Here is a 14,535-nt window from a genome sequence, read left to right as displayed (position 1 = left end):
TGAGTTGGAGGCGAGTAGCCAGTGACACCGATCAGCCGCAGGGGTTTCGTGGGAATCGGCGCCGGCCTGGTGGCCGGGGCGGCCCTGCCCGCGATCGCGCCGGCGTCGGCAGCCGCGGCCGCCGCGACCGGCACGATCACGGACGTGAAGCACGTGGTGATCCTGATGCAGGAGAACCGCAGCTTCGACCACTACTTCGGCAAGCTGAAGGGTGTCCGCGGCTTCGGCGACCGTGCAGCCGGCAACATCCCGGGGGGCTGGGGCATGTTCAACCAGCCCAACTGGGGCGGCCGCCAGTACCCGTGGAAGCTCAGCGCCACCCCGCCGGCGGGCGGCGTGGACGGCGAGACCCTGGCCCAGTGCAACGGCGACCTCCCGCACAGCTGGACCTCGCAACACGCCGCCTGGAACAAGGGCCGGATGGACAACTGGGTGCTGGGGGTCGGCAACACCCGCACCCTCGGCTACCTGGACCGGGGCGACATACCCTTCCACTACGGGCTCGCCGACCACTACACCATCTGCGACGCCTACTTCTGCTCCACGCTGAGCGCCACCGGCCCGAACCGCACCTTCCTGTGGAGCGGCAAGGTCGACGCGTCCAGCAAGGACGGCGGCGACGAGTCCGGACTGACCTGGGAGACGTACGCGGAAGCCCTCCAGCGGGCCGGCATGAGCTGGAAGGTGTACCAGAACGCCCAGGACAACTACGGGGACAACGGTCTGGCCTACTTCAAGAAGTTCACCGACGCTGCACCCGGCAATCCACTGTGGGACCGCGGCATGGGTTCCGTCCCGAAGGTCACCGGCTCCACTCCGGACGACATCGCGGCCGCCATCCGTGCGGACGTCGTCGCCGGCACCCTGCCCCAGGTCTCCTGGGTCGTCGCGAACGAGGCCTTCTCGGAGCACCCGTACGCCCCGCCCGGCGACGGCGCACACTTCGTGGACCTGGTCTACCGAGCCCTGGCCGCGAACCCCGAGGTCTTCGACTCCACCGTCCTCTTCCTGAACTACGACGAGAACGACGGGTTCTTCGACCACGTCCCGCCGCCGGTCGCCCCGCCGGGCACGCCGGGCGAGTACATCGACGGCACTCCGATCGGCCTCGGCTTCCGCGTGCCGATGCTGGTCATGTCCCCGTGGACGCGCGGCGGCTGGGTGAGCTCGGAGGTCTTCGACCACACCTCGGTGCTCCGCTTCATGGAGACCTGGACGGCGGCCCTCGGCACCCCGGCGACCTGCCCGAACATCAGCGCCTGGCGCCGCAAGGTCACGGGCGACCTGACGGGCGTCTTCGACTTCGCGCGCCCCGTCTACGGAGTGCCCGCCGGCCTCCCGTCCACGGCGAAGGTCATCGGCCAGTCCACGTGCGGCCCGCTGCCCAACCCCGCTCCGCAGGACAACGCGCTCCCGGCGCAAGAGGCCGGGACGCGCCCCGCGCGCGCCCTTCCGTACCAGGTGAACGGCAACCTGGACCGCTTCGAGTTCGGCGCGGTCGGCAAGATCCTGGCCTGGTTCTCGATGACCAACCAGGGTGCGCAGGCGAAGCAGTCGGCGCACTTCTCGATCCACCCGCACCAGTACCGGGACACGGCGGCCTGGCAGTACACGGTCGACCCGGGCAGCACCTCGACCGACTACTTCAACATCGGGCTCGGCAGCGGCTCCGGCAAGTACGACATCTCGATGTACGGGCCGAACCGCTTCCTGCGCCGCTTCATCGGCGACGCCTCGAAGGCGGGCAAGGCGATCGAGGTCGCGGCCCGCTTCGCGGTGGAACCGGGCACGGGCAAGACGGCGATCTACTTCAAGATGACCAACAACGCGGCCTCGCCGGTCACGTTCACCATCCGCTCCAACGCCTACCGCACGGACGGCCCGTGGACGTACACCGTCCCGGCGAACTCCGCGCGCGAGGACTACTTCAACGCGGTCGCCTACCACGACGGCTGGTACGACTTCACGATCCTGGCGGACAACGACGGCACCTGGTCGCGCCGCTACACCGGCCACATCGAGACGGGCGCGCCCAGCATCTCGGGCTGACGGTCCGCCTGTTCGCAGGACGTCCCCGTCGCACCGGTCGGAGTCCGGCCGCCCGGCGGGGTCGTCCAGGACCCTGCCGGGCGGGGCCGCGCGGAGGCGGGCCCTTCCGCCTCGGCGAGCCCCACCGGCCCGAGGGAGACGGGACCCCGCAGCAGGCTGCCCGGCCCCGGACCGTGTCAACGCCCGGCGAGCCGCCGCCGGAGCGCGTCCAGCTGCTGCGGGCCCAGCCCGGCGGCGCGCAGGTAGGCTTCCGCGTCCAGCCGGTCGGCGGCCTCGCGGGCCAGCTCGTGGACGGTGGTGCCGAGACCCGTCACGTACGCCTCGATCTCGGCCGAGTCGTACGGGCGTCCCTGCGCGGCGTGCATCGCACCCACCCGCGGCTCGCTCAGCCCGTGGTCGGCCGCGATCTCCTCGGGACTGGCGCCGGCCAGCTTCAGTAGGACCAGTGCGATGATCCCCGTACGGTCGCGGCCCAGTCCGCAGTGGAACGCCACCCCTCCGGGCGGGGCATCGGCGATCGCCCGGGCGACGGCGGCCACGCGATCCGGGAACCGTTCCAGGAAAGGCCGGAAATACGCGGGGGTCCCGAAACCCGGAGTGCCCCACCAGACGTCCCAGAAGTCCCGGTGCTCGATCCCGTCGAGGGGGATCCGCAGCGTGGTCAGCCCCGCCGGACGGGCGGCTTGGTCCACCGCGACTTCGTCGTCGTTGCGCAGGTCGACCACGGTCCGGATGCCGTGCCGGGTCAGGCTGGTCCAGCCGTGCGCGGTGAGCGCGTCGAGCCGGTCGGCGCGGACCGCGGCCCCCGGCGCGACGCGCCCCAGGCCCCCGAGATCCCGCACGTTGAAACAGCCGTCCCACGCCAGGAATCGACCGGTGGTCGCCATGCGCATAGCCCCCCTGTCAGTACACAACGGACAGTGGGTCATGACGCGGCCCTGGCCCCGTACGGTTCCCGGCGTGAAGATCTGTCCATGTCGCCCGAGACGCAGCAGTGGACCCCGGCCCATGGCGAGCCGTACCGCCCCGTCGCCTACCGGCCCGCGCGGATGCCGGGCGGGGAATCGCTCGCGCGCTCCGCGGAGTTGCGGGCACGCATGGGCGAGCGGCGGACCGTCCGCCGGTTCTCCCCCGACCCGGTCCCGGAGCAGGTCATCCGGGACGCCATCGCGTGCGCCGCGACCGCGCCGTCGGGGGCGCACCAGCAGCCGTGGACCTTCGTCCTGGTCAAGGATCCGGCCGTGCGCCGGCAGATCCGTGACGCCGCCGAACAGGAGGAGCTGATCTCCTACGACGGCCGCCTCGGCGACGAATGGCTCGCCGCCCTGCGGCCCCTCGGCACAGACGCGGTCAAGTCCCATCTCACCGACGCCCCGGCACTGATCGTGGTGTTCCAGCAGCGCTACTGGCTCGGTCCGGACGGGACTAAGCGCAAGCACTACTACGTGGACGAATCGGTCGGCATCGCGGTCGGCATGCTCCTGACCGCCCTTCACCTCAGCGGCCTCGCGGCCCTGATCCACACTCCGAGCCCGATGCGCTTCCTCTCCCACGTCCTGCACCGCCCGGAGAACGAGAAGGCCTTCGCGGTCATCCCGGTCGGCTACCCCGCCGACGACTGCGAGGTCCCGGACCTGCTCCGCAAGACCCTCGACCAGGTCATGGTCGAGGTCTGACGCGCGGGAGCGCGGAGCCCTCGGATGCCTCAGCGGCCTCGTGGACGCGGGTGGGTCGGGCCCGCGGAGTCGGTCCTGGTCACGGCCGCCGCGAGCGGGGTCGGCAGCCTGGCGCTCCAGCTGGCCCGGGCGGGCACGACCGGCCGGGTGGTGGCTGCCGTGTCCCGCCCGGACAAGGCTGAGTTCGTGAGCGGCCTCGGCGCCGACGAGGTGGTGCTGTACGAGGACCCCGCGTCCTGGGGCGGCCCGTTCGACGTGGTCCTCGACGGCGTCGGCGGCGAGCTGCTCGGCCCGGCCGTCCGGGCCCTGGCCACGGAAGGGCGGCTGGTGGCGTACGGCTCCGGCGGCGGCACGGTGGAGGCGTACGAGCTGCTGGTGCGCGGCGCCTCGGTGACCGGCTTCCAGATCCGGGCGATCGCGCAGGGCCGGCCCGAGGTGTACGAGAGCCGGCGGCGGGCGCTGTGGGAGGCGTACGCGCAGGGATCGCTGCGTGTGGCCGTGCACGAGGAGATACCGCTGGCCGAGGCGGCCCGAGCACACCGGCTCATCGAGGAGCGGCGCAACCTCGGCAAGGTGGTCCTGGTCCCCTGAGGCCCGGGACCGACTGGAACCGCCCCCGATCCGGACTTGGGGGTACCGGAACGGGGGCGGGGTTCAGCGGGGCGGGGATCAGCCCATGTGCGGGTACGCGTAGTCCGTCGGCGCGACCAGGGTCTCCTTGATGGAGCGGGTCGAGGTCCAGCGCTGGAGGTTCGTCGCCGCGCCCGCCTTGTCGTTGGTGCCCGAGGCGCGGCCGCCGCCGAAGGGCTGCTGGCCGACGACGGCGCCGGTCGACTTGTCGTTGATGTAGAAGTTGCCCGCCGCGAAGCGGAGCTTCTCCATCGCGTCCGCCGCCGCGTAGCGGTCGGCGGCGATGATCGAGCCGGTCAGCGCGTACGCGGAGACGGACTCCATCTGCGCAAGCATCGCGTCGAAGTTCTCGTCCTCGTAGACGTGGACGGCGAGGATCGGGCCGAAGTACTCGGTCGTGAAGACCTCGTTCTCCGGGTCGGTGCACGCGATGACGGTCGGACGGACGAAGTAGCCCTCCGAGTCGTCGTACGTGCCGCCCGCGACGATCGTGCAGGTCGGGTCGGCCTTGGCCCGGTCGATCGCGGCCTTGTTCTTCGCGAACGCGCGCTCGTCGATGACGGCGCCGATGAAGTTGGTCAGGTCGCGGACGTCACCCATGGTGATGCCGTCGACCTCGGCCGCGAAGGCCTCCTTGAAGCCGTCGTTCCAGATCGAGGCCGGGATGTAGGCGCGGGAGGACGCCGAGCACTTCTGCCCCTGGAACTCGAAGGAGCCGCGGGTCAGGGCGGTCTTCAGGACTGCGCGGTCCGCGGACGGGTGCGCGACGACGAAGTCCTTGCCGCCGGTCTCGCCGACCAGGCGCGGGTAGGACTTGTACTTCTCGATGTTGTTGCCGACCGTCTTCCACAGGTACTGGAAGGTCTTGGTCGAGCCGGTGAAGTGGATGCCGGCCAGCTCGGGGTGGTTCAGGGCCACCTCGGACACGGCGATGCCGTCGCCCGTCACCAGGTTGATGACGCCCTTGGGCAGACCGGCCTCCTCCAGGAGCTCCATCAGGAGGACCGCGGAGTGGGTCTGCGTCGGGGACGGCTTCCAGACGACCACGTTGCCCATCAGGGCGGGGGCGGTCGGCAGGTTGCCGGCGATGGCGGTGAAGTTGAACGGCGTGATCGCGTAGACGAAGCCTTCCAGCGGGCGGTGGTCGCTGCGGTTCCACACACCGGCGGAGTTCGCGACCGGCTGCTCGGCCAGGATCTGGCGGGCGAAGTGGACGTTGAAGCGCCAGAAGTCGACGAGCTCGCACGGGGTGTCGATCTCGGCCTGCTGCGCGGTCTTGGACTGGCCCAGCATGGTGGAGGCGGCCAGCTTCTCGCGCCACGGACCGGACAGCAGCTCGGCGGCACGCAGGATGATCGCGGCGCGGTCGTCGAAGGACATCGCGCGCCAGGCCGGGGCGGCGGCCAGAGCGGCGTCGACGGCCTCCTGGGCGTCGGCCTCGGTGGCCTGGGCGAAGGTGCCGAGGACGGACTTGTGGTCGTGCGGCTGGACCACGTCGAAGCGCTCGCCGCCGCCCATCCGCTTGACGCCGTTGATCGTCATCGGGAGGTCGATCGGGTTCTCGGACAGCTGCTTGAGCTGCTCTTCGAGACGCGCGCGCTCCGGGGTGCCGGGGGCGTACGAGTGGACCGGCTCGTTGACCGGCGCGGGGACCTGGGTCACAGCATCCATGGGACTGGTAACTCCTTGACCTAGTTCTTGGTGATCATCGAGCGGAGGAAGAAGAGCAGGTTGGCTGGCTTCTCCGCGAGGCGCCGCATGAAGTAGCCGTACCAGTCCGTCCCGTACGCGGTGTAGACGCGCATGCGGTGGCCCTCGGCGGCGAGCCTCACGTGCTCCTCGCTGCGGATGCCGTACAGCATCTGGAACTCGTACTCGTCCAGCTTGCGCCCGGCCTTGCGGGCGAGCTCCTGGGCGATGGCGATCAGACGCGGGTCGTGCGACCCGATCATCGGGTAGCCCTCACCCTCCATCAGCGTCTTCAGGATGCGGACGTACGCCTTGTCGATCTCCGCCTTGTCCTGGTACGCGACCTCGGCGGGCTCCTTGTACGCACCCTTCACGATGCGTACGCGGCTGCCGGCGGCGGCGAGGCGACGGGCATCGGCCTCGGTGCGGAAGAGGTACGCCTGGATGACGCAGCCGGTCTGCGGGAAGTCCCGGCGCAGCTCCTCGTGGATGGCGAACATCGAGTCGAGGGTGGTGTGGTCCTCGGCGTCCAGGGTGACGGTGGTGCCGATGGCCGCGGCGGCCTCGACGACCGGGCGGACGTTGGCGAGCGCGAGCTCGTGGCCGCCCTCCAGGGCTTGGCCGAACATCGACAGCTTGACCGACATCTCGGCCTTCTCGCCGAGGTCCAGGGCCGCCAGATGCTCGATGAGTTCGAGGTAGGCGTCGCGCGCGGCGTAGGACTGCTCCACGGTGGTGATGTCCTCACCCACCACGTCGAGCGTGACCTCAAGGCCCTTCTGCGTGAGGTCCGTGACGATCGGGATGACCTGGTCGACCGTCTCTCCGGGGATGAAGCGGTTCACCACGGGCTTGGTCACCGGGGCGGCAGAGACGATTCGGCGCATCTTGTCGCTGCGCGAAGCGGCGAGAATCGCGGGACCCAGCACGGGGCACCTCCAACAGGTGGCAGAAGCAGGCATACGGTCCCTCGCGGCAGTGGGCGAGGGACGCATGGGAAAACGCAAGTAAAACCACCGTGAAACCTAAGGATCGCTTTGATCCTCTGCCATCGACAGCTGTCACGCATCCGTGTCCCGGATGTCATACATCTGTCTGAAGGCAACGGGTGCGGGTGGGAGAATGACCGGGTGAAGGGCGATTACCAGGACCTGGTGGACGAGATCTCGGCGCTGCTCGGCGCCCCGGCGACGCTGGAGAACCGCGACTTCCGCCTCATCGCCTTCGGCGCCCACGACAGTGACGACGATCTCGCGATGGACCCGGTGCGCACCCGCTCGATCCTGACCCGCCAGTCGACGGCCGCCGTACGGGCCTGGTTCGAGGCCTTCGGGATCGCCCGGGCCACCGGGCCGGTGCGGATCCCGGCGGCGCCGGACGCGGGGGTCTTCCGGGGGCGGATCTGCCTGCCGGTGCGCTACCGGGGCATCGTGCAGGGGTACGTATGGCTCCTCGACCGGGATCCGGGCCCCGGGCCGGACGCCCTGGCCGCGGCCATGGAGGTGGCCGAGCGGATCGGGATCCTGCTCGCCGAGGAGGCGAAGGCGGGGGCGGACCTGTCCCGGGAGTTCCGGACGGTGCTCACGGCAGAACGGGGCTGGCAGCAGGACATGGCGGTGGCCGCACTCCGGATGGCCCTGGGCCCGGGTACGGACGGGCTGCACGCGGTGGTGTGCGTGGGGCCGTGGGCCGGCGAGGCGCCGGCCTCGGTGCCCGGCACCGCGGCGGTGTGCGTGGCCCCCTGGCCGGGGCGCGTGCAGGACGACCTCCGGGGGTCGGGGACCGAAGCCGGGTACCGGGCGGGATCCACCGCCGGGTCCGCGGCCGGGTCCACGGGAGCCGGGCCCGCCGTCGACGCCGCGGGCCCGTCGGACCGGAGTGCCGGGCAGGCTCTCGCCGTACTGGTCCGGCTCCGCTCGGCGGAGGTGCTCGCACCCGCCGTCGGCGTCGCGACCCGGCTGCTCGCACAGGGCGAAGCGTCGGCCCGGGGGGAGGTCCGGGCGCGGCAGGGCCGTGCCACAGGGGACGACCGGGGCGCGGGGCACGGCCCCGTCGCGGCCCCGGGCACCGCGCGTACGGCCGGACCGACGGCCGGGATCGCGGAGCCCCGCCGGGGGCTGGCGGCCCTGGCCGACGCCTGGGTGGAGGCTACGGCGGCGGCGCGGGCGGCGGCGGCGCAGCCGAGGTTCGGCCCGGTGGCCCAGTGGTCGGCGATCGGCCCGTACCGGATGCTGGCGGCCCTCGCGGCGGCCGACCCGCTGGGCGACCCGGCGACCCGGACCCTGCTCGGCCCGACGCACCGGGAACTCGCCCGGACCGCCGAGCTGTTCCTGGACTGCGCGGGTCAGGCGGGCCGCGCGGCGGCGGCCCTGGGAATCCACCGCCAGACCCTGTACTACCGGCTCGCCCGGGTGGAGCAGCTGACCGGCCTCGACCTGGACGAGGGCGAGGACCGCCTGTTGCTCCACATGGCCCTCAAGGCGGCCCGCCTCCACGGCTGACCCGCCGCGCGGGGGCGACAGCGCGGAGGCGACGACGCGGGGCGTCGGGACTCAGGCCGGGTCCTCGTCCTTGTTCTTCGCCAGCGCCTCGGCCACGCGCCGCATGCCCTCGGTCAACTCCTCGGCGGTGGCGGCGCCTTCCGGATTGAACATCCACAGCGCCATCACACCGGTCACCAGCGCCTGGTAGACCGCGCCGATCGTGCGGATGTCCCGCTCGTCGAGCTCCTCCTCCGGGATGCCGGTGAACGCCGCGATCAGCCCCTTGCGCCCTTCCCCGGCCGACGCCGCGAGCAGTTCCCGCAGCTGCGGCATCCGGTCGCGGTTCAACGCGACCTCCATGCTGGCCGCCCACATCGGCGCCGACTCCTCCTGACGGTCGATCACGCCCTCCCAGACCGAGCGGAAGCGTTCGAGCGAGCCGCCCTCGCCTGCGACGTCGGGCACGAAGGAGTCGCCCCACTCTTCCGCCAGGGCGGTGAAGGCCTGCGTGAGCAGCGCGTCCTTCGAGCCGTAGTGGTAGCCGATCGAGGCCAGGTTCGCGCCGGAGGCGTTGACGATGTCGCGCGCGGTCGTCCGCACGAACCCCTTCTCGACCAGGCACTTCTTGGCGCCTTCGAGCAGATCTTCACGGTGTCCCATGCCCCCAAGGTAGCAAGACAGCCGTCACAGACAGAAGTTCCATACGGTCGTACTAGACAAGCGTTTATGACGCTTGTACATTCCTGCTCATGACGAACTCCGCAGTGCGTTCCGCCGGCCGTCGGGAATGGATCGCCTTCACCGTCCTCCTGCTGCCCCTGCTCCTGGTCTCCATGGACGTGTCCGTCCTCTACTTCGCCATCCCCGCCATCACCCGGGAGCTCGACCCGAGCGCCACCCAGCAGCTGTGGATCTTCGACAGCTACGCCTTCGCCCTCGCCGGACTGCTCATCACGATGGGCTCGCTCGGTGACCGGATCGGGCGGCGCCGGCTCCTACTGATCGGCGCGACCGCCTTCGGGCTCGCCTCCGCACTCGCCGCCTACGCCCCGAGCGCCGAACTGCTCGTCCTGGCCCGCGTCCTGCTGGGCATCGGCGGCGCGACCCTGATGCCCTCCACCCTGGGCCTCGTACGCAACCTCTTCCAGGACGACGAGCAGCGCGGCAAGGCGATCGGCATCTGGTCCGCCGCCATGACCGGCGGCATCGCGCTCGGCTCCGTGCTGAGCGGCATCATGCTGAACCACTTCTGGTGGGGCTCCGTCTTCCTGATCAACGTGCCCGCGATGCTGCTCCTGCTGGCCCTCGTCCCCGTACTCGTGCCCGAGTTCAAGGACCCGGCCCCCGGCCGCTTCGACCTGCTGAGCGTGCCACTGTCGATGGGCACCGTCCTGCCCGTCGTCTACGGCCTGAAGGAGATCGCCGCCGAGGGTTGGTCGCCGGGCCGGGCCCTGTGCATCGTCGCCGGTCTGCTCGTCGGGGTCGCCTTCGTGCGCCGCCAGCTCACCCGTGACGACGCCATGATCAGCCGGGCGCTGTTCCGGGGCCGCGGCTTCGGTTCGGGCATCGTCCTCAACACCGTCGCCGCCTTCGCCGTCATGGGTTCGTCGTACTTCACCACCCAGTACCTCCAGTCGGTACTCGGCATGGGAACCCTGGAGGCCGCGCTCTGGAGCCTCGCCCCCTCGGTCGCCATCGGCGCCGCCGCGCCCGTCGCCACCGCCCTCGCCCGGAAGACCGACCGCGCCCACGTCATCGGCGGCGGCTTCGTGCTCGGTGCGACGGGCTTCGCGCTGATCGGTCTGGTCGGGCCCGACTCCCTGGCGCTGCTGCTCGTCGGCGCCGGGGTGCTGGCCTCGGGGATGGTCGTGGTCCTGTCCCTGGTCTCCGACCTGGCCCTCGCCTCGGCCCCCGCCGAGAAGGCCGGTTCCGCCGCCTCCCTGCTGGAGACCGGATCGGAGTTCGGCGGGGCACTGGGCATGGCCCTCCTCGGCAGCCTCGGCACCGCCGTCTACCGCGACGACCTGGCCGGATCCGAGCCTGCCGTACGGGAGACCCTGGGCGGCGCGGTCGCCGCGGCCGGGCGGCTCGGCGGCGCGGCGGGCGGGCAGGTCCTGAGCCTGGCCCGCGAGGCCTTCGTCCACGGCATGCAGTACGCGGCCTGGGGCGGTGCGGCCCTGCTGCTCACGGCCGGTGTCCTGACGCTGGCACTGATGCGGGGACTCGCCTCCCCGACCGCCACCCCGGACCCGACCACTACCCCGGCCCCGGACCAGGCCCCGGCACCGGCCGCCGCCGGCTGAGCCCCCGGCGGCCGAGCGGGGCACGGACGGAACGGAACACGAGGAAGGGCCCGGGGAGTTCCCCGGGCCCTTCCTCACTGCCCTGCGGCTACTGCCTCATCCTCGGATTCAGCCGAGGCTGACCGTACGCGCCGAGACCGCACCGATCTCGGTGGAGATCTCCGCGAGGACGTTGCCCGGAACTTCCGCGTCGACCGTGAGGACGACGAGCGCCTCCCCGCCCTCCTCGGCGCGGGAGACCTGCATGCCCGCGATGTTCAGACCGGCCTCGCCGAGGATGCGGCCGACCGTGCCGACCACGCCCGGCCGGTCGGTGTAGCGCAGCACGGCCATGTAGTCGGCGAGCGCCAGGTCCACGTCGTACTCGCCGATGCCGACGATCTTCTGGAGGTGCTTCGGGCCCACCAACGTGCCCGAGACCGAGACCTCCTGACCGTCCGACAGGGTGCCGCGCACGGTGACCACGTTGCGGTGGTCCGGGGACTCCGAGCTGGTGGTGAGGCGCACCTCGACACCGCGCTCCTGGGCGAACAGCGGGGCGTTGACGTAGGAGACCGTCTCATCGACGACGTCCTCGAAGACACCCTTGAGGGCGGAGAGCTCCAGCACCTTGACGTCGTGCTGGGTGATCTCGCCGCAGACCTCGACGTCGAGGCGGACCGCGACCTCGCCCGCGAGGGCGGTGAAGATGCGGCCGAGCTTCTCGGCGAGCGGCAGCCCCGGACGGACGTCCTCGGCGATGACGCCGCCCTGGACGTTCACCGCGTCCGGTACGAGCTCGCCGGCGAGCGCGAGGCGCACCGACTTGGCGACCGACACACCGGCCTTCTCCTGGGCCTCGTCCGTGGACGCGCCGAGGTGCGGGGTGCAGACGACCTGGTCGAGCTCGAAGAGCGGGGAGTCCGTGCAGGGCTCCTTCGCGTACACGTCGAGGCCGGCGCCGGCGACGCGGCCCTCCTTGATCGCCGAGTACAGAGCGGCCTCGTCCACGATCCCGCCGCGCGCGGCGTTGACGATACGGACGGACGGCTTCACCTTGTGCAGGGCCTCGTCCCCGATGAGACCGACGGTCTCGGGGGTCTTGGGCAGGTGCACGGTGATGAAGTCGGAGACCTCCAGGAGCTCGTCCAGCGTCAGCATCTTGACGCCCATCTGGGCGGCGCGCGCGGGCTGCACGTACGGGTCGTACGCGACGATCTTCATTCCGAAGGCCGACATGCGCTGGGCGACCAGGACGCCGATGCGGCCGAGGCCGACGACACCGAGGGTCTTCTCGCTGAGCTCGACACCCGTGTACTTGTTCCGCTTCCACTCGCCGTTCTTCAGGGCGGTGTTGGCCTGCGGGATGTTGCGGGCCGTGGCGACGAGGAGGCCGCAGGCCAGCTCGGCGGCGGTCACGATGTTGGAGGTCGGGGCGTTCACGACCATGACGCCGGCCTTGGTGGCCGAGGAGACGTCGACGTTGTCGAGGCCGACTCCGGCGCGGGCGACGACCTTCAGCTTCTTGGCGACGGCGATGGCCTCGGCATCGACCTTGGTGGCCGAGCGGACCAGGATGGCGTCGACGTCCACGATCGCGGGGAGCAGCTCCGCGCGGTCGGCTCCGTTGACGTGCCGGATCTCGAAGTCAGGGCCGAGCGCGTCCACCGTGGCGGGCGACAGCTCTTCGGCGATGAGTACGACAGGTTTCGAGCTCACGTGGGTCCTCACAAGTCCAGTGCGGACGGCCGTCCCGACGGCCGCAGGCGGTGGAGGGGGTAGCCGCGTGGAAGACGCACGACACTGTGGGCCTGACGCGTTGTGTTGAGCAGTGTAGTAGCGGATCGGGGCCGGAATTCCGCCTGTACGGAAGGATCACCCGTCCGTGGTTGGCCGGGGTGGACAAGCGGTGCTCCAGAAGGGCTCCATTCCGTCCGGAGCGGCCCCTGCGCGACCACCGTACGGGCCCCCGTGCGGCCGTTGCACGGCACGGCGGGGCCGGGCCGGAGCGGGTGCCGCAGGCGCGCCGTGGGGGCCGGGCGGCGCACCGCCTCGACCCCCACGGCGACGAGATCAGCTCTCGTCGTTGTCGACCCAGCTCATCAGCTTGCGCAGCTTCTTGCCGGTGGTCTCCAGCAGGTGCTCCTCGTCGGCCTTCTTGTACTCGTTGTACTTCGGCAGACCGGCCTTGTACTCGGCCATCCAGGTGTTGGCGAACTCGCCGCTCTGGATCTCCGCGAGGACCTTCTTCATCTCGGCCTTGGTGGCGTCCGTGATGATGCGGGGGCCGGTGATGTAGTCGCCCCACTCCGCGGTCTCGGAGACCGACCAGCGCATCTTCTCCAGGCCGCCTTCGTACATGAGGTCCACGATGAGCTTCAGCTCGTGCAGGCACTCGAAGTACGCGATCTCCGGCTGGTAGCCGGCCTCGGTCAGGGTCTCGAAACCGGCCTTGACCAGGGCGGAGGCGCCACCGCACAGGACGGCCTGCTCACCGAACAGGTCGGTCTCGGTCTCCTCGGTGAAGGTGGTCTTGATGACGCCGGCGCGGGTGCCGCCGATGCCGGCCGCGTAGGAGAGCGCGAGGGCGAAGGCGTTGCCCGAGAAGTCCTGCTCGACGGCGGCGATGCAGGGCACACCGCGGCCTTCCTCGTACTGGCGGCGCACCAGGTGGCCCGGGCCCTTCGGGGCGACCAGGGCGACGTCCACGTTGGCCGGGGGCTTGATGAAGCCGTAGCGGACGTTGAAGCCGTGCCCGAAGAAGAGCGCGTCGCCCTCCTCAAGGTGCTCCTTGATGGACTCCTCGTAGATCTCGGCCTGGAGCGGGTCCGGGGTCAGGATCATGATGACGTTGGCCCAAGCGGCGGCCTCCGACACGGAGACGACCTTCAGACCCTGCTCCTCGGCCTTGGCCTTGGACTTCGAGCCCTCCTTCAGGCCGACGACGACGTCGACGCCGGAGTCACGGAGCGACAGCGCGTGGGCGTGGCCCTGGCTGCCGTAACCGATGACCGCGACCTTGCGGCCCTGGATGATGGACAGGTCGGCGTCGTTCTCGTAGAACAGCTCGGCCACTGGGATATCTCCTTGGTGCGCTGGTGTTGCTCCCACCGTACGGCGGGGAACGTAGAGGAAGTTTCTTGGTCTCGCTATGCGAGAGGGAACGCGGCGCCGCGCCGGTCAGGCGCTGCGGTCGAGCGCGCGCAGGCTGCGGTCGGTGATCGACCGGCCGCCACGCCCTATGGCGATCGTGCCGGACTGCACGAGCTCCTTGATGCCGAACGGCTCCAGCATCTTGAGCATCGCGCCGAGCTTGTCGGCGCCTCCGGTGGCCTCGATGGTGACGGCCTCCGGGGAGACGTCGACGGTCTTGGCGCGGAAGAGCTGGACGATCTCGACGATCTGGGAGCGGGTCTCGTTGTCGGCGCGGACCTTCACCAGAACGAGTTCGCGCTCGATGGCGTTGTGCGGCTCCAGCTCGACGATCTTGAGCACGTTGACCAGCTTGTTCAGCTGCTTGGTCACCTGCTCCAGCGGGAGGTCCTCGACGTTCACGACGATGGTGATGCGTGAGATGTCGGGGTGCTCGGTGACGCCGACCGCGAGGGAGTCGATGTTGAACCCGCGGCGGGAGAACAGCGCGGCGATCCGGGCGAGGATGCCGGGCGTGTTCTGGACCAGGACGGAGAGCGTGTGCTTGGACATGTGGGTCGTTCTCTCTCTGAA

11 protein-coding genes and 1 pseudogene are annotated in these 14,535 nt (G+C 70.8%); 5 read left to right on the top strand and 7 right to left on the bottom strand.

The annotated features are described in order from the left end of the window. Positions 1-21: 21 nt before the first annotated feature. A complete protein-coding gene (locus ABZZ20_RS15255; protein ID WP_356869866.1) occupies positions 22-2,049 on the top strand; it encodes a phosphocholine-specific phospholipase C in 2,028 nt (675 codons plus the stop codon). Between the two features lie 176 nt (positions 2,050-2,225). Here the strand turns inward: ABZZ20_RS15255 and ABZZ20_RS15250 are convergent, their stop codons facing one another. Next, on the bottom strand, positions 2,226-2,936 hold the full coding sequence (locus ABZZ20_RS15250) for a tyrosine-protein phosphatase (protein ID WP_356869865.1): 711 nt from the start codon (positions 2,934-2,936) through the stop codon (positions 2,226-2,228). An 87-nt stretch (positions 2,937-3,023) separates the two neighbouring features. On the opposite strand from ABZZ20_RS15250, the gene ABZZ20_RS15245 reads away from it, so the two are divergent. Further along, the gene (locus tag ABZZ20_RS15245; protein WP_356869864.1) at positions 3,024-3,725 is read left to right on the top strand and encodes a nitroreductase family protein; all 702 of its coding nucleotides are present in this window, start codon (positions 3,024-3,026) and stop codon (positions 3,723-3,725) included. A gap of 60 nt (positions 3,726-3,785) precedes the next feature. Continuing rightward, a pseudogene (locus ABZZ20_RS15240) lies at positions 3,786-4,316 on the top strand (zinc-binding dehydrogenase); the annotation flags it as partial. A gap of 78 nt (positions 4,317-4,394) precedes the next feature. Here the strand turns inward: ABZZ20_RS15240 and pruA are convergent. Beyond that, positions 4,395-6,026 (bottom strand): L-glutamate gamma-semialdehyde dehydrogenase, encoded by a 1,632-nt coding sequence (gene pruA, locus ABZZ20_RS15235; protein ID WP_356869863.1) that lies wholly within the window; start codon positions 6,024-6,026, stop codon positions 4,395-4,397. Between the two features lie 20 nt (positions 6,027-6,046). Continuing rightward, the gene (locus ABZZ20_RS15230) at positions 6,047-6,973 is read right to left on the bottom strand and encodes a proline dehydrogenase family protein (protein ID WP_356869862.1); all 927 of its coding nucleotides are present in this window, start codon (positions 6,971-6,973) and stop codon (positions 6,047-6,049) included. Between the two features lie 201 nt (positions 6,974-7,174). Between ABZZ20_RS15230 and ABZZ20_RS15225 the strand changes: the two genes are divergently transcribed. Continuing rightward, entirely contained in the window at positions 7,175-8,545 is a 1,371-nt protein-coding gene (locus tag ABZZ20_RS15225) for a helix-turn-helix domain-containing protein (RefSeq protein ID WP_356869861.1), read from the top strand. A 51-nt stretch (positions 8,546-8,596) separates the two neighbouring features. Here the strand turns inward: ABZZ20_RS15225 and ABZZ20_RS15220 are convergent, their stop codons facing one another. Further along, complete coding sequence (locus tag ABZZ20_RS15220; protein ID WP_356869860.1) at positions 8,597-9,187, bottom strand: TetR/AcrR family transcriptional regulator; 591 nt, start codon at positions 9,185-9,187, stop codon at positions 8,597-8,599. An 89-nt stretch (positions 9,188-9,276) separates the two neighbouring features. On the opposite strand from ABZZ20_RS15220, the gene ABZZ20_RS15215 reads away from it, so the two are divergent. After that, a complete protein-coding gene (locus tag ABZZ20_RS15215; RefSeq protein WP_356869859.1) occupies positions 9,277-10,830 on the top strand; it encodes an MFS transporter in 1,554 nt (517 codons plus the stop codon). Positions 10,831-10,938: 108 nt separating this feature from the next. On the opposite strand, the gene serA is transcribed toward ABZZ20_RS15215, so the two are convergent. The 3 genes from serA to ilvN all read right to left on the bottom strand — a co-directional run bounded on the left by serA (position 10,939) and on the right by ilvN (position 14,514). Continuing rightward, positions 10,939-12,528 carry a phosphoglycerate dehydrogenase gene (serA, locus tag ABZZ20_RS15210; RefSeq protein ID WP_356869858.1) on the bottom strand — a complete coding sequence of 530 codons (1,590 nt, stop codon included), beginning with the start codon at positions 12,526-12,528 and terminating at the stop codon, positions 10,939-10,941. Between the two features lie 354 nt (positions 12,529-12,882). Further along, positions 12,883-13,884, bottom strand: a complete 1,002-nt coding sequence (gene ilvC, locus ABZZ20_RS15205; protein ID WP_356869857.1) for a ketol-acid reductoisomerase — start codon at positions 13,882-13,884, stop codon at positions 12,883-12,885. Between the two features lie 105 nt (positions 13,885-13,989). Continuing rightward, positions 13,990-14,514, bottom strand: coding sequence for an acetolactate synthase small subunit (gene ilvN / locus ABZZ20_RS15200; RefSeq protein ID WP_030159104.1), 525 nt, complete (start codon positions 14,512-14,514; stop codon positions 13,990-13,992). Positions 14,515-14,535: the final 21 nt, after the last annotated feature.

The organism is Streptomyces sp. NPDC006430, assembly GCF_040612395.1.
Classification (GTDB): domain Bacteria; phylum Actinomycetota; class Actinomycetes; order Streptomycetales; family Streptomycetaceae; genus Streptomyces.
The sequence above is the reverse complement of the archived record's forward strand: the minus strand, read 5'-3'. Positions and strand labels throughout refer to the sequence as shown.